17 protein-coding genes are annotated in these 20628 nt (G+C 55.3%); all 17 read right to left on the bottom strand.

Annotated elements, in window-relative coordinates; translation table 11 throughout:
• Position 1 precedes the first annotated feature (1 nt).
• On the bottom strand, positions 2-127 hold the full coding sequence (locus CJP46_RS15270; RefSeq protein WP_094596456.1) for a dihydroorotate dehydrogenase: 126 nt from the start codon (positions 125-127) through the stop codon (positions 2-4).
• A 218-nt stretch (positions 128-345) separates the two neighbouring features.
• The gene (glnA, locus tag CJP46_RS15265; protein ID WP_094596455.1) at positions 346-1674 is read right to left on the bottom strand and encodes a type I glutamate--ammonia ligase; all 1329 of its coding nucleotides are present in this window, start codon (positions 1672-1674) and stop codon (positions 346-348) included.
• A gap of 33 nt (positions 1675-1707) precedes the next feature.
• Positions 1708-2121 (bottom strand): MerR family transcriptional regulator, encoded by a 414-nt coding sequence (locus CJP46_RS15260; RefSeq protein WP_076171220.1) that lies wholly within the window; start codon positions 2119-2121, stop codon positions 1708-1710.
• Positions 2122-2208: 87 nt separating this feature from the next.
• Positions 2209-3462, bottom strand: a complete 1254-nt coding sequence (locus tag CJP46_RS15255; protein WP_094596454.1) for a methionine gamma-lyase family protein — start codon at positions 3460-3462, stop codon at positions 2209-2211.
• A gap of 22 nt (positions 3463-3484) precedes the next feature.
• Positions 3485-4789 (bottom strand): GTPase HflX, encoded by a 1305-nt coding sequence (gene hflX / locus CJP46_RS15250; protein WP_094596453.1) that lies wholly within the window; start codon positions 4787-4789, stop codon positions 3485-3487.
• A gap of 49 nt (positions 4790-4838) precedes the next feature.
• Positions 4839-5837, bottom strand: a complete 999-nt coding sequence (locus CJP46_RS15245; RefSeq protein ID WP_094596452.1) for an AAA family ATPase — start codon at positions 5835-5837, stop codon at positions 4839-4841.
• An 84-nt stretch (positions 5838-5921) separates the two neighbouring features.
• Positions 5922-6578, bottom strand: a complete 657-nt coding sequence (locus CJP46_RS15240) for a YdcF family protein (protein ID WP_094596451.1) — start codon at positions 6576-6578, stop codon at positions 5922-5924.
• Complete coding sequence (locus CJP46_RS15235; RefSeq protein WP_094596450.1) at positions 6575-7132, bottom strand: ribonuclease FAU-1 family protein; 558 nt, start codon at positions 7130-7132, stop codon at positions 6575-6577. Before CJP46_RS15235 ends, CJP46_RS15240 begins: the two co-directional genes overlap by 4 nt.
• A gap of 133 nt (positions 7133-7265) precedes the next feature.
• Positions 7266-9956: a penicillin-binding protein 1A gene (locus CJP46_RS15230; RefSeq protein ID WP_094596449.1), complete on the bottom strand. Its 2691-nt coding sequence runs from the start codon at positions 9954-9956 to the stop codon at positions 7266-7268.
• Positions 9957-10146: 190 nt separating this feature from the next.
• The gene (gene hfq, locus CJP46_RS15225) at positions 10147-10386 is read right to left on the bottom strand and encodes an RNA chaperone Hfq (protein WP_076171204.1); all 240 of its coding nucleotides are present in this window, start codon (positions 10384-10386) and stop codon (positions 10147-10149) included.
• A gap of 19 nt (positions 10387-10405) precedes the next feature.
• A complete protein-coding gene (gene miaA / locus CJP46_RS15220) occupies positions 10406-11386 on the bottom strand; it encodes a tRNA (adenosine(37)-N6)-dimethylallyltransferase MiaA (RefSeq protein ID WP_094596888.1) in 981 nt (326 codons plus the stop codon).
• Entirely contained in the window at positions 11376-12167 is a 792-nt protein-coding gene (locus tag CJP46_RS15215; protein WP_094596448.1) for a class I SAM-dependent methyltransferase, read from the bottom strand. The genes miaA and CJP46_RS15215 overlap by 11 nt, the downstream gene beginning before the upstream one ends.
• 140 nt (positions 12168-12307) lie before the next feature.
• Complete coding sequence (gene mutL, locus CJP46_RS15210; protein ID WP_094596447.1) at positions 12308-14413, bottom strand: DNA mismatch repair endonuclease MutL; 2106 nt, start codon at positions 14411-14413, stop codon at positions 12308-12310.
• Between the two features lie 57 nt (positions 14414-14470).
• A complete protein-coding gene (gene mutS / locus CJP46_RS15205; protein ID WP_094596446.1) occupies positions 14471-17248 on the bottom strand; it encodes a DNA mismatch repair protein MutS in 2778 nt (925 codons plus the stop codon).
• Positions 17249-17311: 63 nt separating this feature from the next.
• The gene (locus tag CJP46_RS15200) at positions 17312-18571 is read right to left on the bottom strand and encodes a putative amidoligase domain-containing protein (RefSeq protein ID WP_094596445.1); all 1260 of its coding nucleotides are present in this window, start codon (positions 18569-18571) and stop codon (positions 17312-17314) included.
• 113 nt (positions 18572-18684) lie between these two features.
• Positions 18685-19245 (bottom strand): outer spore coat protein CotE, encoded by a 561-nt coding sequence (locus CJP46_RS15195; protein ID WP_094596444.1) that lies wholly within the window; start codon positions 19243-19245, stop codon positions 18685-18687.
• A 262-nt stretch (positions 19246-19507) separates the two neighbouring features.
• A complete protein-coding gene (locus tag CJP46_RS15190; protein ID WP_094596443.1) occupies positions 19508-20485 on the bottom strand; it encodes an aromatic acid exporter family protein in 978 nt (325 codons plus the stop codon).
• Between the last annotated feature and the right edge of the window lie 143 nt (positions 20486-20628).

Below are 20628 nucleotides of genomic sequence, written 5' to 3'. Positions count from 1 at the left end.
GTTAGAATAAGAAGGCTCCGGTGATGATAACCAGCAGAATGAACAGAACCAGAATAGCCCCTACTCCTCCACCGGCAAATCCTCCGTAACCATAACCAGCACCAACGCCACCTACAACTTCACTCATGAGTACACCCTCCTTACATTTAAGGTACATCATTATCTTATGAATCGTTGGACTTTTGGTATGGGCAAATTTCTCAAGGGCAAACACTCATTTTTATTTTTCGGACTTTGTACCTTTGTGGGAATCTTGTGGGCACCGAAAACCACCGCCCAGAATGAACCTCTTCTCCCACAAAACAAAAAAACCCTCACGCCTTACGGCGCAAGGGATTCATTGGATTAGTACAGCGTGATGTATTGATCACGTTCCCATTGATGAACTTGGGTGCGGTACATATCCCATTCAATTTCCTTCAGCTCGTAGAAGTGAGCCAGGGCATGCTCGCCGAGTGAGTCGATGATAACTTCGTCGCGGATGAGCTCGCCCAGAGCTTCCTTCAGGTCGGCCGGCAGGCTTGGGATGCCTTCTTCAATGCGTTCTTCTTCGGACATCACATAGATATTGCGGTCGATCGGCGCCGGAAGCTTCAGCTCGTTGCTGATGCCGTCCAGGCCGGCTCTCAGCATGACGGCGAGCGCCAGATACGGGTTGGCCGCAGGGTCCGGGTTACGCACTTCGACGCGAGTGCTCAGACCGCGGGAAGCCGGAATCCGGATCATCGGGCTGCGGTTGCTTCCGGACCAAGCCACGTAGCACGGAGCTTCATAGCCTGGAACGAGACGCTTGTAAGAGTTGACCGTCGGATTCGTGATGGCAGCGATCGCACGCGCATGCTTCAGCACGCCTGCCATATAGTAGCGGGCGGTTGCGCTCAGGCCCAGTTCGTCGGACTCGTCGTAAAAGGCGTTCTCGTTGCCTTGGAATAGCGACTGGTGACAGTGCATACCGGAACCGTTCACGCCGAACAGCGGTTTCGGCATAAAGGTCGCATGCAGTCCATGCTGACGGGCAATCGTTTTAACGACTAGTTTAAATGTTTGAATTTGGTCAGCTGCCTTCACGGCATTTTCATATTTAAAGTCGATCTCGTGCTGTCCCGGTGCCACCTCATGGTGGGAAGCCTCGATTTCAAATCCCATTTCTTCCAGCGTCAATACGATCTCGCGGCGGCAGTTCTCTCCAAGATCTGTCGGAGCCAGGTCAAAATATCCGCCCTGATCGTTCAGTTCCGTCGTCGGATTGCCTTTCTCGTCGGTCTTGAACAGGAAAAATTCCGGCTCCGGACCTACGTTCATGGACGTGTAGCCCAACGCTTCAGCTTCCTTCAGGTTGCGTTTCAGAATACCGCGAGGATCTCCGGCAAACGGAGTGCCGTCCGGCATATAAATATCACAGATGAGGCGCGCAACGCGGTCTTCAGTCACCCAAGGGAAAATGACCCAAGTGTCCAAATCCGGATACAGATACATATCGGATTCCTCGATACGCACATAGCCTTCGATGGAAGATCCATCGAACATCATTTTATTGTCAAGCGCCTTCTTCAACTGGCTTACGGGAATCTCCACATTTTTGATCGTTCCCAGCAAATCCGTGAATTGAAGACGGATAAAACGGACGTTCTCTTCCTCTGCAATGCGCAGAATATCCTCTTTAGTAAAACTCATGATATCCTCTCCCTTTCTCACAAGTGATTCCTGTTATTTTTTATTAAAAAACCGGGACAGCTCGCCTTGAATCAATGAGACCTGGCCCGGTCTCTTACCAGATACCAGCTGCTGCTTCAGCAAACGGTGCAGCTGAGATTCCGACAGTTCTCTGCGCTTCACCTCGGTGTCGGCATTAAGGACAGTGGCTTCCTCAGACTCTTTGGATACAGGATTCATGACCTGCTTGATTCCCGCGATGTTGACGCCCTTCTCAATGAGCGCCTTGATCTCCAGCAATCTCTCCACGTCGTTAAACGAGAACAACCGCTGGTTGCCGGATGTGCGCGCAGGCACGATCAAATTGTGCTGTTCGTAATACCGGATCTGCCGCGCGGACAAATCGGTCAGCTTCATGACGATACCTATCGGGAATAATGCCATGTTTCTGCGAATTTCATCACCCATGACTCATCTCAACCTTCCACATGAACTATTTCTCATGTTCCATTGTACATTTCATGATATCGGACGTCAATAACGTGTCAGATAAACTTACAATAATTTTCGGTCTTTCATGGTCTGTAACGCTATCATTACGCCATATTTGACATGGGAATAAGTGAGTCCGCCCTGCATGTATCCGATATAGGGCTCCCGAATCGGTGCGTCTGCGGACAGCTCCAGGCTTCCCCCCTGGATGAACGTCCCTGCCGCCATAATGACTGGATGCTCGTAGCCGGGCATGTCCCACGGCTCTGGAACGACGTGGCTGTCGACCGCTGCCGCACGCTGGATGCCTTGAACAAAAGCGATCAAATGATCGGGCCCTGTAAAGGAAACGGCCTGGATCAGGTCGGTGCGCCGCTCATTCCATGCCGGCTTGCTCTCGAATCCCGCCTGCTCAAACATCGCGGCCGCAAAAATGCTGCCCTTGACCGCTTGTCCCACCAGCGTCGGTGCCAAGAAGAGGCCCTGGTAGATCCCCCGGGTAGCTCCCAGCATCGCGCCCACCTCCCCGCCGATGCCGGGGGCGGTCAACCGATAGGCGGCAAGATCAACGAGGGCTTGTCTGCCGCAAATATAGCCGCCGGTTTCGGCGATGCCGCCGCCCGGGTTTTTGATCAGCGAACCTGCCATCAGATCCACTCCGACCTGCGTCGGCTCCAGTTCCTCCGTAAATTCGCCGTAGCAGTTGTCCACGAACACGATCACATCCGGCTTGATTTGCTTCACGCGCAGGACCATTTGGCCGATCTGCTCCACCGTGAATGAGGATCGCCAGTCATACCCACGCGACCGCTGGATGCCGATCACCTTCGTTGAGCCGGAAATGCCGGCTTCTACGGCGTCCCAGTCTACGTCCCCTTCCACAGTCAAGGCAGCTTCGCGGTAAGTAATCCCGAAATCGGCCAGGGAACCCGTCCCGTCACCCTTGCGGCCGATAACCTTATGTAATGTATCGTACGGCCGTCCGGTAATGTAGAGCAGCTCGTCCCCAGGACGAAGCACCCCGAACAAGGCCGTTGAAATCGTATGTGTCCCTGAAGCAAAATGCGGGCGTACCAGAGCGGCTTCGGCTCCGAATACGTCCGCATACACCAAGTCAAGAACTTCTCTTCCTCGGTCGTTATAGGCATAACCGGTCGAGCCGGCGAAATGAAAATCGCTCACCTGATGGCGCTGGAACGCTTCAATGACCTTCCACTGATTATGGTCCACGATTCCGTCCACCATCCGGAGCTGATCTTCAATCCGCCGCTCGGCTGTATTTTTCCATTGTATAAGTTCGTCTGCAAATGCTACCATGTTCCCGGTTTCTCCTCACTTGTCATTGGTCAGAAGGTCTGACCTGTTCTTTATAGCTCTCTACGATGTAGCCATACTTGTCATAATCAGGCTTGTGTACCTGCACCGTATAGATCATATCATCATTGTCCGTATCCTGGCTAATCACTTCGCCGACCCGGTATAACTGGGATAAAATATCACCCCGTCCGGCAGGTACGCGGAAGGTTAACGTATCCCCTGTCAGCCTCGTCTGTACTGCTTCGCGAACGGCCAAAAGATCTCCTTCCGATAAAGCACTGATTTTTAAATATCCCGTTCCGGACGGCAGCATCTCCAGCTGCTCCCGGGTACAGGCGTCTTTCTTGTTAAAAAGGATCAGCTGCGGCTTGTCAGCCGCCCCCAGCTCTTCCAGGATGGAATCCACGACCCGCATCTGTTCGTCGCGCATTTCGGATGATGCATCAACGACATGCAGCACAAGATCGGCCTCATTTACTTCCTCCAGCGTGGCGCGGAACGCAGCCACGAGGTCATGGGGAAGGTTCTGGATGAAGCCGACCGTATCAGTCAGGATGACTTCGCTGCCGCCGGGCAGCTTCATGATGCGCGAAGTCGGATCCAGCGTCGCAAACAGCTGGTTTTCGATATAAACGTCGGCATTGGTCAGCTGCTTTAGCAGCGTCGACTTGCCCGCGTTGGTATATCCCACCAGCGCGACCTGGACCACCCCGCTCTTCTGCCTGCGGCCGCGGTGCAGCTTCCGGTGCTTGGTGACCTCTTCAAGCTGGCGCTTCAAGTCGCCGATCCGTCCGCGGATATGCCGGCGGTCGGTTTCGAGCTTGCTCTCCCCCGGTCCCCGCGTCCCGATTCCCCCGCCGAGGCGGGAAAGGTTTTTGCCGTGTCCGGACAGCCTTGGGAGCAGGTACGTAAGTTGGGCCAGCTCCACCTGGATAATCCCTTCGCGCGTTTTGGCGCGCTGGGCGAATATATCCAGAATGAGCTGGGTGCGGTCGATGATTTTGGCATCGAGGGCCACTTCCAGGTTCCGGACCTGGGCGCCGGAAAGCTCCTGGTCGAAGATGGCCGTATTGCCGCCATGCATCTCCAGGATTCCTCTCAGCTCTTCCACCTTGCCCTTGCCGATAAACCATCTCGCGTCCGGCACATCCCGGTTCTGCACGAGCACTTCCAGCACTTCCACGCCGGCCGTCTCCGCCAGCCGGACGAGCTCTTGAAGCGAGTGCTCCGTGTTTATGCCGGACCTTTTCACTTCGTCGGTCACCAGGCTGACCAGAACGGCCCGGTCCGGAATTTCATGATTCGTGTCATACGTTTGGTTTGCCATGATGATCTGCTCCTTTTCAACTCCAGCGTCCATTGCTGCAAAATGTAGATCAGTTCAAACTGCCCGATGCGCCTTTGGCCTCCAGCTTGAAATCCTCGGTCCGGAGCGTCATCAGCTCCAGCTTGCCGGGATTGCTGTTCGAATAATGATTCAGCAGCCGCACAGCCTGATTCCGGATGGATTTCTCGATCGTGTTGCGCACGTATCTCGCATTGCTGAAGGCATGCTCGCTATGGTCTTTTTCCTGAATCAGGTGCTGCCTCAATTTTAGTATCGCCTGCGGCATCAGGATGTAGTCCCGCTCCTTGGCCATCAGCTCGGAGATCTGGATAAGCTGGTCAATCGTATAATCGGGGAAATCCACCTGGATCGGAAAACGCGAAGGCAGCCCCGGATTCGTCTGCAGAAAAAAATCAATCTCCTCGGAATATCCGGCAAGGATCAGAATGAATTGATTTTTGTGGTCTTCCATCGCCTTGACCAGCGTATCGATCGCCTCTTTGCCGAAGTCTTTCTCGCCGCCTCTGGCCAGGCTGTAGGCTTCATCGATAAAGAGAATGCCGCCAAGCGCCTTCTTCACCAAATCCCTAGTTTTCTGCGCGGTATGTCCAATATACTCGCCGACGAGGTCGGCGCGTTCGACTTCGATCAGGTGGCCTTTGCTCAGCACACCCATTTTTTGAAACAGCTTGGCGATGATTCGTGCTACTGTGGTTTTACCCGTACCGGGGTTTCCTTTAAACACCATATGATATACATGTCCGCCGCTGGCCAGCCCCGCTTCTTGACGCATATGGGCGATTTGGAGCATGGCGTAAATTTCAAACACGAATTCCTTGATGCTGTCCAGCCCTACCAGCTGATCCAGCTCTTTTTGAATTTCTTGATACAAGCTGTGCTGAGCTGTGTTTTTCTGGGCAGGGACCGGTTCCTTCTCCGGAACGGCGCTGCTGACGACAGGAGGCTCCTGGCTGCGCAAAATCACATTGATTTGTCTGGATGGCCTGCCTTCCGGCCGGCCGTTCGCGGCCGCTATACGCCCGTTCATGCATCCATCACCTCATTTATCTACAGAGATGTATTCTCTATTCAATGTATTCTACTTGCCCAGGCGTTATTAGCAGTTTCCCATCTATTTCAGGCCCGTCAGCAGCAGCAGCTCATCCAGCTTCCATTTGGTGTAGGCCAGCACTTCCCGCGGCTTGTGGTACTTCATCTGCAGCGTTCTGGACTCTGTTAAACCAAGGGCCGGGCGGGTATAGTTCAGAAATTTCGCGATGTCTAGTGAGCGCATGCCATGGTATTGATGCGTGACGATGACGGTGCTTTGCCATCCCCGTTCTCTCATAATCTCCTGGCTGAACAGCAAATTTTCATAGGTGCTCGTTGCCTTGTTTTCAAGAATGATAGCCGATGCCGGCACGCCGTGGTCCACCAGATAATTCCGCATGCCTTCGGCCTCGGTATACTTGTAATCCGCCCGGTCCAGGCCGCCGGTAACCATAATATACGAAAACTTGCCCTCCTGATAGAGACGAAGCCCTTCGTCCAGACGTTCCCTGAGTCCAGGGCTCGGCGAGTCCCCCCACATCGATGCACCGAGGATAATGCCGACGTCGCTCGCCGATGCCGGTACGGAACTGTGAGCCGCGTTCATGAGCCGCCATGCGTACCCGATCCACATCAGCCCGAGCAGGATCAGAACGGCGAAAGCAATCAGCAGCTTTCGAAGAACGGACATCTTTTTGCGCCTAGTTACGGTCACCGGTCCCCCGCTGCGGGCGTTCATGGCTTCCTCCGGAATTCACCGTTGTCAAAAAGACGCTTCCGGTCCTCAAGCGACATCAGGAAATACGGAAACTGGTGCGCATCAATGGCTTTTAGAACGCTTTTCGCCGTTGAGATGGCCAATTGGTAATCTTCCTTGGTAATATCCCCCCGGGTCAGCGCCTCTTCCAATTCGTCCTCATCCAATAGGAACACCTCACCGTTGCGGAGGACGACCACATCCAGATACAAATCGTCAAACCAAGGTACGCCCTGCTCCGTGACTCCCTGCGTTTTGCAGGTATCGATGTACCACTGGATGATTTCGCTCCGCTCGTCGAACATCGCCGTCACGATGTAATGACTGTTATGGGGAAAATACTGCAGCCAAGAATATCCTTTATCCGCGATCCGGTATGTGTGGTTTCCGTAGTTTTTCCAGAGCGGCTCTTTCAGGTTGTATATCGTGTACAGCGTAATATAGCCTGTGAATGCTTCGCTCTCAACATAACGGCAGGCGAAGCGGCGGCGGGAAATCCGGCGCCAGTTCGCTCGATCTCCAAATTTTCGTTTCATAGAGAATTCCCTCTCCAATATGGTGTCTTCAGCTTATCACATTTGGGAATCACACTCAAAATATTGCCTGATCGAGAGCGGGCAATAAAAAAAAGACCCCCAATGTAAGGGGGTCTGAAACTCATCTGATCGGTTAAGGGGTGGTCACGGTTCCCGTACTGCCGCCGCTGGAATCACCCGGGCTTTGCGGTGGCGTTCCGTCGGTGCTTCCGGTTCCATCACCGCTGCCGCTGTCGGTCGTTCCGCCGGTCTCCGGCGGGGCCACCGTACCTGTACCGCTGTCGCCGGTTGTGTCTCCGCTTGAGCCCCCGCTGCTGCCATTGCCATTGCCGTTGCCGTTGTTTCCATTGGAGGCGCCGTTACCGTTGCCGTTCCCGTTATTGCCCGGGAAGCCGTCATTCCCATTTCCGTTATTGCCGTTGTTGCTTCCATTTCCGTTACCCATGTTACCGTTGCTGCCGTTGTCACCGCTTTGGCCATTGTCGGGATTGCCGTTATCCGGATTACCGTTTCCATCCTGACCGTTGTCTCCGTTGTTCTGATCAGGCGGGTTTTGTTCGTCAGGCGGTGTATCGATCGTGATCTGTACCGTGTTGGACGGATCCGACTCAGTACCCGAATCCGGGAAGTATGCCGTGACATAGTATTCGTACGTCATACCAGGCAATGCCCCCATGTCCTGGGCTGTTGTACCGGATACGCCATCCAGAATCAGCGAGTAGTTCGCTTCAGACGATTCTTTACGGTAGACGCGGTACTGAGCGTCACCGGAGTCGACGCCGTTCCAGCCCAGCGTCACCGTCTGCGTGTCGATGTTGTAATCCGCACTCAAGCCGCTTACGTGGCCTTGATTCTGATCCTGTTCCGGCTCATTCACAGGTTCCTGCTCCTTCACGTTGTCCGGAACCGGGAATTGTTTCTCAGGGAATTCCTTCACGACCTGCTCCATGACCTTGCCCCAGAAAGAGGCCGCCAGTGGACTGCTGTTGTGCAGAAGATGCGTTTTGTCCGGCTTGTCGTAGCCCATCCAAACCGCTGCGGTCAGCTCCGGCGTGTAACCGACGAACCATACGTCGCGGTTCGATTTGACGCCGGTATAGCCGCTCTGCGTCGTGCCCGTCTTACCCGCCACCGGACGGTTGATCTTTGCCTTCCGTCCCGTGCCGTCTTCAACGACCTTCTTCATCATTTCGGTCATTTGGTATGCGGTATTTTCGCTCATCACTTTCTTGGCGCTGTCTTTATGCTCATATACCGGTTTCTCGTCGCTGTCGACGATTTTCTTGATCGAGTATGCCTCGTTCATCTTGCCGCCGTTGGCAAAGGCGCTGTAGGCCTGGGCCATTTCCAGCGTGTTCGTTCCCTTGCTGATGCCGCCGAGCGCCATCGCCAGGTTCTTGTCGTCTTCGGTCAGCTGAATGCCGAGGGATTCAGCGAATTTAAAGCCGGTATTCACCCCGATTTGATTCAGCAGCCATACAGCTGGAATGTTCTCGGATTTCTGGATCGCTTCGGGCATGCCGATCGTGTCCGAATATCCGTGCAGGTTGCCTGGGCAGTAGCTGCCGAAGCACTGCTTCTTGTTACTGAGCGGCGAGTTCATATCGAACTTGCCGCTTTCCAGCGCTGGCGCGTAGGAGACGATCGGCTTAAAGGCCGAACCCGGCTGCCTGCGGCTGTTCGTGACTCGGCTGTAGCCGCCGCGCTGGTAATCCCGTCCGCCGAGCAGCGCGACGAGCGCGCCTGATTCCTGGTTCATGATGACCATGGAGCCCTGTACCGGCTGGTCATCGGGGCTTTTCTCGAAGTTCGATTCGTCCGCGAACTCTTTCTCCAGCACCTTCTGGGCGTTCGCGTCCATCGTCGTATAAATTTTATATCCGCCGATGTTCAGATCGTCTTCGCTGAGACCGGTAACGTCTTCTGCCTCGTTCATGACATAGTCCATAAAGTTCTGGTACTGCTGCTGTTTTTTCGGCGGTTTATACGTATATTCGACTTTTTTCGCGGCATCGGCCTCTTCCTGCGTGATGTACCCTTCCTGGGCCATCAGGTTCAGCACGACGGCGCGGCGCTGCATGGACAAGTCCGGATTGCGCACCGGGTTGTATTTCGAAGGCCCCTTCGGCATTGCCGCTAGGGTGGCCATTTCCCACACTTTCAAATCATTCAAATTGCTTTTGCCGAAATAATACTTTGACGCTTCTTTTATGCCATATATCTGCCCGCCGAAAGGAATACGGTTCAAATACATCGTAATGATTTCATCTTTGGTCTTGTTCCGTTCCAGCGCCATGGCGATGGACACCTCGGTCGCCTTCCGGAAGAACGTTTTGTCCCGCGTCAGGAAAATGTTTTTGGCGAGCTGCTGCGTAATGGTACTGCCGCCTTCGACCTTAGATCTGGCGATGACGTCCTTGACTGCCGCCCGGCCGATCGACCACAGGTCGACGCCGCTGTGCTCGTAGAAGCGTTTGTCCTCGGTTGCCACAAAGGCATCCTTCAGCAGCTTCGGAATATCCTCGCTCTGGACCGGATCGCTCTTCTGCAGGGACAGCTCGCCCATCAGATTGCCGTTGCGGTCGAAGACTTTGGATGTTTCGTGAACGGTCAGCTTATCCTTGTTCGCCTGCAGCAGGCGCTCCCCGTTGACCGTAATATACAAATATCCGGCAAGCGCACAGAAGATAGCAAATGCACAGGTGAAAAACAATGTCCAAAACACGCGCTTTCCGGATATTTTTTTCTTCTTCTTGGTTGTCTTTTTCATTGTCTTGGGCTGTTCTTTGTTTTTATCAGACCTCGACAGCTTGTTGTTATCCATGGTACCCTCCTGACTCCCTTTTAATTTCTAAGCTCGGAATGAAAAGAACAACCCTTGCAGGTTGCTCCGCTCCAATTCCTATGCTTACAGAATGAACGTCTATAACGGATTTACCCGCATCCCCGCCATCCTATACTCTTTAACGAAAGTCATTTGAAAAAGTTTCAGCTATGAGGCTAGTCCTGTTAAATTATACCTCGTTTTGGGTTTCCTGCATCAGGGATACATTGCGTTGAGGCGTGACCGTTGAAATCGCATGCTTAAACAGCATTTGCTGCTTGCCGTCCGTATCCACCACAACGGTAAAGTTGTCAAACGCCTTAATTAAGCCTCTGATTTGAAATCCGTTCACAAGAAAAATGGTGACAGGGATGTTTTCTTTGCGAAGCTGGTTTAAAAATGTATCTTGGATATTGATGGATTTGTTCATTAGCCGTACCCCCAACGATTCAATTAGATTGTTTTGAAGTATATTCAAGATTTAAGAGAAACTTTCCTGCTATTATATCACGGATTGCGGCGAAATTCGCGAGAAAATTTCCCGTGTCCGTGACGTCCACCCACTGAATTTCCTTCATATGGCGGAACCAGGACAGCTGGCGTTTGGCAAACCTGCGCGTATCTCTCTTTAAAATTTCAACAGCCTCTTCCAGGGTCGCTTCACCCTGCAAATACGAGATGATCTGTTTGTAACCCAGTCCCTGCATCGAGACCAGATCCGGTCCGTAGCCCTTATCCAGCAGAGAAGAAACCTCTTCTACCAAACCCTGCTCCAGCATCTCATCGATACGGGCTTCAATACGTTTATATAGCATTTGCCTATCCATTGTCAAACCGACAAGGCATAATTGATACGGCGACTCCCGGGTTTGGCTCTTCAACTGGGCCGAAAGAGGGACTCCCGTCAAATGATAGATCTCAAGCGCCCGGATAATGCGTCTTTGGTCATGGGGATGCAGTCTCATGGCGCTTTCCGGGTCGACTTCCGCCAGCCTCGCATGAAGCGCCTCGGCACCGTACTGCTCCGCATAGTCGAATTGTTCCTGCCTGAACGCTTTGTCCTCTCCCGCATCGGCAAACTGGAATCCGTAGCAGACCGACTCCACGTAAAGACCGGTGCCCCCGACGATAAAAGGCAGCTTGCCCCTGGCATGGATATCCGTGATCAGCCGGGAGCATGCCTCCTGGAATTCGGCGACCGAATAGGCTTCATTCGGATCATGAATGTCGATCAGGTGATGAGGAATGCCCTGCATCTCTTCTTCGGTTATTTTCGCAGTCCCGATGTCCATCTGGCGGTAGACCTGCATGGAATCCCCGGAAATGATCTCGCAGCCCAGCGCCTTGGCGATCTCGATGCTCATTTTGGTTTTACCGACGGCGGTGGGGCCGATCAGCACCAGCAGCCGCGGCTTCGTCTCAGTTGTCAAGCGGTCGGTCAACAGATATCACTCCATACGAAATTTTTGAATGCGGCCGGTCGAGCGGCATGAAGCCGAGGCGGGCAAATTCGCCGCTGCCCTTCTTTTCCTTCAGCACGACGGTCTTGCGCGCGACCCTGACGGCTTCGCGGATGCTCTCCGCCTGCAGCGGGTCTTTGTTGGCAAATCCACGCAGCGGGCTGATGGATGAAGAGTCCATCAGCGGCTCGCGGAACATCGGGTCGAAATACACGATGTCCACGCTGTTGTCGGGCTGCTTACGCAGCACGTCCAAATGATGGCCGCATGCCACCTGAATCCGCCGCATGGCCTCATTCACCTCGGTCAGGCCGGAACGGTAGTAGGCGAGCCCTTCAGCAAGCAGCGCCGCCAGCGCCGGCGAGCTTTCAACTGCGGTGACATGCGCGCCGGGCCCGCCTTTGACCGCAAATACAAGCGAATCGGATCCCAGGCCGGCCGTACAGTCGAGCACCGTATCCCCCGCAGTCATCGACGCCGCTTCGAGCATCGGGTCGCTCTCCCCCTTGATCAGCCGCTTGGCGCGGACAAAACCCATGCTGGGGTGAAACTCCATCGGCGGATTTCCCGGCCTGACAAGCCTCGCTCCGCCGTCCAGCACGACGATAATTTCGTCATCGCCGTGCTTTTTGGCCATTCTCGTTAATGGGGTGTGGCTTCTCGGGACGTACTTGCCCCCTGTCTCGCCGGCCAGGACGATGGCCCGGCCCACGATCGATTCGGCCGCTTTATCCCCCGTCGTAATAATCATGACAATCTCCAATCTTGTATATTATCGGGCACCTGCCAAGCAAATGCGCTGTTGATTTAGTTATACACCTTAAACCGTATTATGAACCGTCCCTTCCAGTCGCTCTCCATCACGCTCCGTGATGAACTGCCTCTGCCGCGTTACATGACACGCTTAAACAGCTTTTCCAGGTCATAGGTCGAAAAGGAAACGACGATCGGCCGCCCGTGAGGGCAGGTGTAAGGCTGCCTGCATGCCGCCAGGCGGTCCAGCAGCGTCGTCGCTTCGTGCTCCGTCAGCTTCTGGTTCGCCTTGATCGACGCTTTGCAGGAGCAGAGAATGGACGACGTCTCGCGGAGCTTGGCCAAATCGATGCTGCGCTCGCTGAGGACCCATTCGGCCATCTCTTCGATCAGTGCTTTCTCCTCACCTTTGGGGAACCAGTACGGATGGGAGACGACGCGGAAGGTCTGTCCGCCGAAATGCTCCAAATATACCCCGACCTGCTCAAACCAATGCAGTTTCTGCGCCAACTGCTCCGTCTCCGAAGGCGTAAACTCCAGCGTTATCGGCAGCAGCAGCTCTTGGGAAGCATCGGCCGGGCGTCCGAATTTCTCGTAATAATACTCGTAATTGATCCGCTCATGCGCTGCGTGCTGGTCGATCAGAAACAGCCCGTCCGCGTTTTGGGCGATCAGGTATGTCCCGTGATGCTGTCCGATCAGCGTCAGTTCCGGAAAAGGCGGAATTTCGGGCGGAGCCTCCGTGCTCGCCAGCAGACGGCTGGCCAGCGCCGGATTCGAGCTCTGCGATACCCGGCCGCTCTGCGACAAGTTCAGCCGGTAGCCGGGAACCGCGTTTTCGCGGACCGTCTCGCGCGCCGAATATGGAAGCTTCCGCTGCTCATAGGCAGCTTCACCGGGCTTCTGCACGCTTCCCGTAGTCGGGCCGCTCTGGCCGGAATACGCGTGCTGCCCCGGCGTCTGGTTACGCAGCTCAGGAAAGCCCGTACCGGCGTTTCCAGATCCTGCGGTCAAAGGAGACTTCACCGGCTGACTGCCGGGTGTATTCATCGGAGCAACAGAGCTATTAGCTTCCGAAGTCGCTGTTTTACTGTCTGGGCCGGGATCCTGCGGCAGCGGGCCCTCCCGGCCGTCCATCGGTCCGTCCATCGGTCCGTCCTGCGGGGACGGGCTTTTGGAGAAATGAAACTGCTCCTGGATGAACGACCCTTTATCCTTACCGCCGATGCTCTGCTTGACCGGCTGCGGAATGAGCACTTCCTGCCGGAGCACCTGGTGGATGCTTGTCTCTACAAAAGGGAACAGCTCCTGCTCTTTACTGAAGCGTACTTCCAGCTTAGCCGGATGAACGTTGACGTCCACCAGGGAAGGATGCATCTTGACTTCCAGCACGGCGAGCGGATAGCGATTGATCGGCAGCAGCGTATGGTATGCGCGCTGAATGGCCTGATTCAAGCCGTAGCTGCGGATGTAGCGGCCGTTGACGATGATCGAAATCCCGTTCCGGTTCGAACGGGTCCAATCCGGACGGCTGACATAACCGTCGATCGTAAAATCCAGGTTCTCCGCATGAATCGGCAGCAGCGCCTTAGCGGCCTGCCGGCCGTATATGGCAGCCACGACCTGGAGCAGATCCCCGTTCCCGACGGTCTGCAGCAGCACATTCCCGTTATGCCGCAGCGTAATCGCGATATCCGGATGCGACAGGGCGATGCGGTACATATAATCGGAAATATGCCCCAGCTCCGTCTGGATCGTCTTCATATATTTCAACCGCGCCGGCGTATTGTAGAAAAGCTCCCGAACCGTCAAGTCGGTTCCCTTCGGCGCCGCCGTATCTTCTTCGGTGACGAGCCTGCCGCCTTCGATGACGATTCGCCGCCCCAGCCCGTTATCGGTGCTGGAAGTGACTAATTCCACTTTCGCCACGGCGGCGATACTCGGCAGCGCTTCACCGCGAAATCCGAGGCTCGTGATGTTGAACAGATCCCTGCTGTTCTCGATTTTGCTCGTCGCATGCCGGTAAAAGGCGGTGCTGACGTCCTCAGGCTCGATACCCGCGCCGTCGTCGGTCACGCGGATGCTTTCAAGCCCGCCCTCCTCTACCGTAACTTCTATCCGAGAGCTTCCGGCATCAATGGCGTTCTCCACCAGTTCTTTCACAACCGAGGCGGGACGTTCCACGACTTCACCGGCCGCAATCTGGTTGGCTATGTGCTCGTCCAAAACGCGAATTTTCGCCATACCGTTCCCCCATTTCATAAAAAGATATGAACGGACAATAGGCCTTGTCCCACTTATTTACAGATCCTTTGCCTTCATTTTCAGCTCGTTCAGCAGCTGCATGGCCTGCAGCGGCGTCATGTTCATGACGTCGGCGCTCTTCACCGATTCCACGATTTGCGATATCGACGGATGCATCGGCTGCGGCTCGGGAGCGGCAGCGTTCCGCTTCACCGGCTCCAGGTCCTCGTCCCCGAATATCGAGAGCTGCACGACTTCCGCCGGGCTTCCAGCTGCCTGTCCGGCAGCCGGAGCAATCTCCGGCCCGGAAGTTCCAGCGTCCGGTACGGCGCGGCCAGCTTCTATATCCGCCAGCGGACGGTATTGACCTGTAGTGTCCATACGCTCCCTGAGCTGCGCAGTCGGTTCCGCCTTGGTCGCCTCTGCGGTTGCTGCCGCCTGAGCCGCGCTCTCCTCCAGGCCCTGCAGCAGCGTGTATGCCCGTCCGATGATGGTGGACGGCAGCCCGGCGAGTCTAGCGCAGTAGATGCCGTAACTGCTGCCCGCAGGCCCGGAAATCAGCTTCCGCAGGAAGTGGACCTTGTCTCCGCTCTCCTGGACCGCCATGGAGTAATTGCGCAGGCGCTGCAGGCTTTCCTCCAAATGCGCCAGCTCGTGAAAATGGGTCGATACGAGCGCCTTGCAGCCGATCGTATCGTGCACATACTCGATCACCGCCTGGGCGATAGCCATGCCTTCGCTGGTGGACGTGCCCCGGCCCAGCTCATCGATAATGATCAAGCTCCGCGGCGTCGCTTTTTCGGTCATGACCTGGATGTCGGCCATTTCCACCATGAACGTGCTCTGGCCGCCAATCAGGTCATCCGCCGCACCGATCCGGGTGAAGATCCGGTCCACGAGCGGAATTTCCGCCGCCTTGGCCGGCACGAAGCAGCCGATCTGAGCCATGATCGATATGAGCGCCACCTGCCTCATATACGTGCTCTTTCCGGCCATATTTGGCCCGGTAATGAGCAGAATCGCCGCTTCCTCCCGGGTCAGCCGGGCCCCGTTGGCAATGAAGGAGGCATCCTTCATCACCGCCTCGACCACCGGATGGCGCCCGTTCTCTACGACCAGGTCATAGCCATCGGTCAGCTTGGGCTTCACGAAGCCTTGCTCCGCGCTGACGGCAGCCAGCGACTGGTAGACGTCAGTAACGGCAACCTTCTCGGCCAGTGCCTGCAGCCGCGGAATTTCCCCGCTCAACCTGTCCCTCAGTCCGCTGAAGAGGGAGTATTCCAGGTCCACCATTTTCTCCTGGGCTTCCAGAATGAGCCCCTCTTTCTCCTTCAATTCCGGCGTCACGAACCGCTCGGCATTGGCCAGCGTCTGCTTCCGTTCGTACCGGCCTTCCGGCAGGGTGCCCAGATTCGATTTGGTCACTTCAATATAATATCCGAACACTTTATTGAATCCGACCTTCAGCGAGCGGATGCCCGTCGCTTCACGTTCCTTGGCCTCGAGCTCGGCAATCCAGCGTTTGCCGTTCACGCTGGCTTCCCGCAGCTCGTCCAGGTAATCGTGATATCCCGGCTTGATCAAGCCTCCGTCCCGCACGGATACGGGCGGATCGTCGACGATTGCCGCTTCGATCGCTTCATAAAGATCCCGGCATTCGTCCATCTCCGCCGCTAGCTTCTGCAGGGTGGAAGAAGCCGACGATGCGCACAGTTCCTTCAAGGAAGGAATTTGCGCCAGCGACAGCTTGAGGGCGTTCAGATCCCGCCCGTTCGCATTGCCGAAGGCGATTCGCGCGACCAGCCGCTCCAGGTCGTAAATATCTTTAAGCGCAGCCCGCAGATCTTCCCGCAGAATAAACTGGTTGTAGAGATGTTCTACAGCTTCCAGGCGCTCTTCGATCGGTCCCCGGTGCAAAAGGGGCTTGTCGATCCATCTGCGCAGCAGCCGGGCCCCCATCGATGTTTCGGTCCGGTCCAGCAGCCAGAGCAGCGATCCTTTCTTGGATCGGTCGCGCACCGTCTCCACCAGCTCCAGGTTCCGCCGCGTAAACGGATCGAGAATCATGTAATGGCCCGGCTCATAAGGTGAAATTTGCGTCAGCTGGCCGAGCGAACGCCGCTGAGTCTCACTTAGATACGAGATGAGCACGGCGACGCATGCCTGGCGCTCCGGATCTAGCCGGGCCCAGGCCGATTCGCCGAACTGCGCCCGGACCGTCTGCTCCTCCCGCTTCTCCCATGGCGTGTAGACGACAGGCCGGCTCCATTGGAGCTGCTCGGCCTTGATCAAATCCACCATCTTCGCATCGCCGATCACTTCCACCGGTTCGTAGATGCCGATTTCGTCGCGCAGCCATTCCACCGATGCCGACATGGAAGTCACGTACAGCTCGCCAGTCGACAGATCGCAGGCCGCCAGTGACATCATCCGGTCGGTCTCGGTTACGCACACCAAATAGTTGTTGGATTTGTCGGCGATGTTTTTACCTTCCATGATGGTCCCCGGCGTTACGACGCGGACGATGCCGCGCTTGACCATACCTTTGGTCACTGACGGGTCTTCCAGCTGTTCGCAAATGGCAACCTTGTAGCCCTTCTCGATCAGCCGCTGTATGTAACTCTCAGCCGAATGGTAGGGAACCCCGCACATCGGGATTTTCTCGTCCCCTCCGCCTTCCCGGCCGGTCAGCGTAATTTCCAGTTCCCGGGAGGCCTTTAGGGCGTCCTCGAAGAACATTTCGTAAAAATCGCCCAGGCGGAAAAACAAAAATGCATCCTGGGCTTGCTGCTTGATTTCCAAATATTGTTCAATCATTGGCGTATACTTGGCCATGAGGTACCTCCAGACTTCACTTGTGCTCACGCCCTATTATAACAGAAAGTAAGTGGGCGGGAATCAAGGTTCGACCGGAATGTTCCACAGCGGCCTGATATCCCTGCTCTCGTTCCACGTCGTTCCCCGCTCGATATGCGCCAGCAGCGGCTCGATGGAGCCGGCGTAATTGCCGTAATTCGGCAGCTGCCTGATCTCTCCGAGCAGCGGCTGAACGGCTGTCTTCAGCACCTCGCGGTCTCCCTGGTAATACGCCCGATGGATTCGCTCGCTCGCGTCCAGAGGCCGCATCCGCAGCTCTCTATAATGGCTGACGATCAAATACGAGAGGTACACCACCCCTTTGGCCAGCAGGGGAGATACGAGAAAGCTCGGCAGCGTGCGGTATTCGAAACCGCCGTGCGGCTGGCGGCGAAAGTCGCCCAAATATCCGTATTTGGGCCGCCGCGACCGGCTGCTCTCGTCTTCGAGCAGCGAGACGGGCAGCGTTAAGTAGTTATCCAGCGCCCGCAGCAGCTCCGGGGTAAGCACGACGCCGCTGAAATGCAGATGCCCGCCGAGCGGCAAACCCGGTCTGGGCATGCCCCCCGCCTGCCAGATGAGCGACCGGTCCCCGATCATCCGGCCGGCAACCTGCATCGTGAACATCAGGCGCTTGAGCAGACCGGTGGGGTCTCCGCTTGGATCCGGGCGAAGCTCGGCAATGGGGAAGGTCGTGAAGCCCTCGCCGTGAACGGCATCGCAACCGACCTCCCCCTCCCGGTCCAAAAACCGGGAGGCGGGAACCATTTCGTTGCTGCCCGCATCCACAAGCACAAACTCCGGATCCATGCCCATCACGAGATGGATTTCTTCCTCCTCTTCCCGTCGCAGCCGGCGGGCAAGCTCCGCCTCCGCCCGGTCATAGCGCGCCCTGATTCGCGGATCTTTCACTCCGGGGGAAGGCGTGACGCGCTCGACCCCGTATTTCCGCTCCCCACAGGACGCCAGCACGACTTCACCTGCGTCCAGACCAAGCGTATAAAGGGCCCGCACCGCCGCCTTCTCCAGGCGGGCATACAGGCCAATGAGTGGTGCACCACCTCCATGGGCCGAACCTACGGGAACACGGAAGCCGTCTGCGCTTCCTTCGACACGTTTCAAGTCAACGGCCTGCAGGCAAGTGACGTTTACGGCGTATCTTCGCCGGTAACGCGCGGACTCCTCGCCAGCAGGGTCCTCTTCCGGCAGCAGAAGGGAGCTGATGCCGGATCGGACCAGGCGGGCATGCTTGATCCGGTCGGGCCATCCGGCATAGCGGGCTGCTTTTTCCACTTCTGTCACCCTTATCTCCCCTTCATCTTAGAAAATAAAATAAAAAAAGGAGGGCATCCGCCCTCTTCGCCGCCGCTCTCCCGGCATATAGTACATCATACCTCTTTTCCTTGCTCTACGATTTACAGCTCATCTTCAAGTGAATCGGGGTCGAGATCCTCATAGTCCCCATCATCGCTGGCGAACTCGAACTCTTTGTCGTCATAGTCGCCATGGCCGCGGCTGCACACCAATACGCGCACCTTGGTCTCGGCGACGAGCTCGACCGCGAATTCCCGCTCCACGCGAATGATGACATTGCCGCCTCCCGAAGAGACACTAGCTTCAACGCAGCTCGGCTCCTGCGTGGCCTCCGCAGAGACTTCGACGGTTGAAGCCCGGTGTTTCGGATCCAGGTAAGACAGCGGAACGAATTCTACATAAGATACCGTTTCTTTGCCGACGTCGGTTTGGGAGTTTTTGTCATAGGAATACCAGATGTTGATATCGTAAGTACCAATAACTTCAATTCCGTCGCCTGCGGCAACCGCTTCGTACTGATGGTTTATAATCCATGCCCCTAAAATACTGGTAGGATTATGAGGCGGAGTCACGGTATGTGTTACGGTAGAGAACTTACGACCCTTGCCGCAGATCGCTTTCGTGATGATCTCTCTACATTGATGTTTATCACTTAATGACATCTTTGAACCTCCTCCATACAATCATTCACTTAAGTGTATGCAGGACATAGGCATTTGTTGATTAAACGAGCATAAATGAATGAAATATTATTCTGGCGACCCGGCTAGAATAGGAATAATGCTATGACCGGCATCCGGCAATTCCTTGTCTGGCCGGGATTTTACGGCCCTGTTAATCTAGTCTGGAATCCTCTGGTTAATCTATTTTATGCGGCTTTCATTGTATAAAAAAACCTTGGCGGCAGCCAAGGTTTTTAGTGCATCAGGACATCTCGGAGCTTTTCCGGATCTTGCCCGGCGCCGGTGTTTTATTCTTTTTGGCGATTTTCAAATATTGTCCGAGCTCGCGGATCAGCTGCAGAATGGCCGACCTGACTTCAAACTCCTCCCGCGTCCCCGGAAGCTCCATTTCTTTAAATTCCTTCTCGAGGGCAATCAGCAGCTTCTCCGTGCGCCCCGTGTAGTTTTCCTCCGTGACATCCCGGCTGAGCTGTTCGAACAGCTCGGCTACGTCATCGGCCTGAGGCAGCTTCTGAAATACGTGGGAAATGAGCTGCAGCATATTTTGGATCGACTCCAGCTGCTCTTTTCTCATATAAAAATAGATGGTCCACGACTCGTCGGGATGCAGCACCTGGTTCTCCATCTCCCGGCTCGCAGCTTCCTTGCCGCTCTGAATCGCTTTTCCTGCGGCTATGAGCTCATGCCCGTCCCATACGTAGGAAGGGTCACGAAGAGTCAGTGCAATCTGTCTGAAAATTTTCGAAAACTGCTCATCCACCCGTTTGCGAATCGTCGTCATCTGCTCAGATGTCCTGGGCATGTACACCATATTGACGAGCATGGCCGAGCCAAGTCCGATCACGAGCAGTTCAATCTGCGTCACGATGACTTCCGTGCTGACTTCCGCGCTGCCAAAGACCCGGAACACCACGACCGAGCTTGTAACGATACCTTCCTTAAAGTTTGCGCGGGTGATGGCCGGAAAGGCGATCAGAATATAAATCGCGAGCACCCAGTAATGGAATCCCAGCAGCTCAAATAAAATGCAGGCAAAAAACAGTCCCAGCAGCGAGGCGAAAAAGCGCGCAGACACCGTCTTCAGGCTCCTTTTTCGCGTAACATCGACCCCAAGCACGGCCAAAATGCCCGCAGACAGCGGTCCAGTCACGCCGCAGGCATCCGAGATCAGAATTGCCATCAGCGTTGCAATAGCCGTTTTAATAATACGAAAACCCATGAAACCGCCTCTCTCTATACATGTTGACGTATTTCATGGTACTTGATTTTGATGGTTCACACAACGTGACATGGTTATGAAATTTTCAGAAATACATTCAATGTTAATCAAACACTGGTCATGCTGCGGTTCGGGAAAGGGCG

Origin of the sequence: Paenibacillus sp. XY044 (assembly GCF_002257645.1) — a bacterium.
Lineage (GTDB): Bacteria > Bacillota > Bacilli > Paenibacillales > Paenibacillaceae > Paenibacillus_AQ.
Note: the sequence above shows the minus strand (reverse complement) of the source record. Positions and strands in the feature narration are given on the sequence as shown.

Coding starts and splice junctions, on each gene's coding strand:
- CJP46_RS15195 (WP_094596444.1), bottom strand. CDS start 19,245: ATGTCATTAAGTGATAAACATCAATGTAGAGAGATCATCACGAAAGCG.
- CJP46_RS15230 (WP_094596449.1), bottom strand. CDS start 9,956: ATGGATAACAACAAGCTGTCGAGGTCTGATAAAAACAAAGAACAGCCC.
- CJP46_RS15235 (WP_094596450.1), bottom strand. CDS start 7,132: ATGAAACGAAAATTTGGAGATCGAGCGAACTGGCGCCGGATTTCCCGC.
- CJP46_RS15270 (WP_094596456.1), bottom strand. CDS start 127: ATGAGTGAAGTTGTAGGTGGCGTTGGTGCTGGTTATGGTTACGGAGGA.
- CJP46_RS15260 (WP_076171220.1), bottom strand. CDS start 2,121: ATGGGTGATGAAATTCGCAGAAACATGGCATTATTCCCGATAGGTATC.
- CJP46_RS15215 (WP_094596448.1), bottom strand. CDS start 12,167: ATGATTATTACGACGGGGGATAAAGCGGCCGAATCGATCGTGGGCCGG.
- glnA (WP_094596455.1), bottom strand. CDS start 1,674: ATGAGTTTTACTAAAGAGGATATTCTGCGCATTGCAGAGGAAGAGAAC.
- CJP46_RS15240 (WP_094596451.1), bottom strand. CDS start 6,578: ATGAACGCCCGCAGCGGGGGACCGGTGACCGTAACTAGGCGCAAAAAG.
- mutS (WP_094596446.1), bottom strand. CDS start 17,248: ATGGCCAAGTATACGCCAATGATTGAACAATATTTGGAAATCAAGCAG.
- mutL (WP_094596447.1), bottom strand. CDS start 14,413: ATGGCGAAAATTCGCGTTTTGGACGAGCACATAGCCAACCAGATTGCG.
- CJP46_RS15255 (WP_094596454.1), bottom strand. CDS start 3,462: ATGGTAGCATTTGCAGACGAACTTATACAATGGAAAAATACAGCCGAG.
- hflX (WP_094596453.1), bottom strand. CDS start 4,789: ATGGCAAACCAAACGTATGACACGAATCATGAAATTCCGGACCGGGCC.
- hfq (WP_076171204.1), bottom strand. CDS start 10,386: ATGAACAAATCCATCAATATCCAAGATACATTTTTAAACCAGCTTCGC.
- CJP46_RS15245 (WP_094596452.1), bottom strand. CDS start 5,837: ATGAACGGGCGTATAGCGGCCGCGAACGGCCGGCCGGAAGGCAGGCCA.
- CJP46_RS15190 (WP_094596443.1), bottom strand. CDS start 20,485: ATGGGTTTTCGTATTATTAAAACGGCTATTGCAACGCTGATGGCAATT.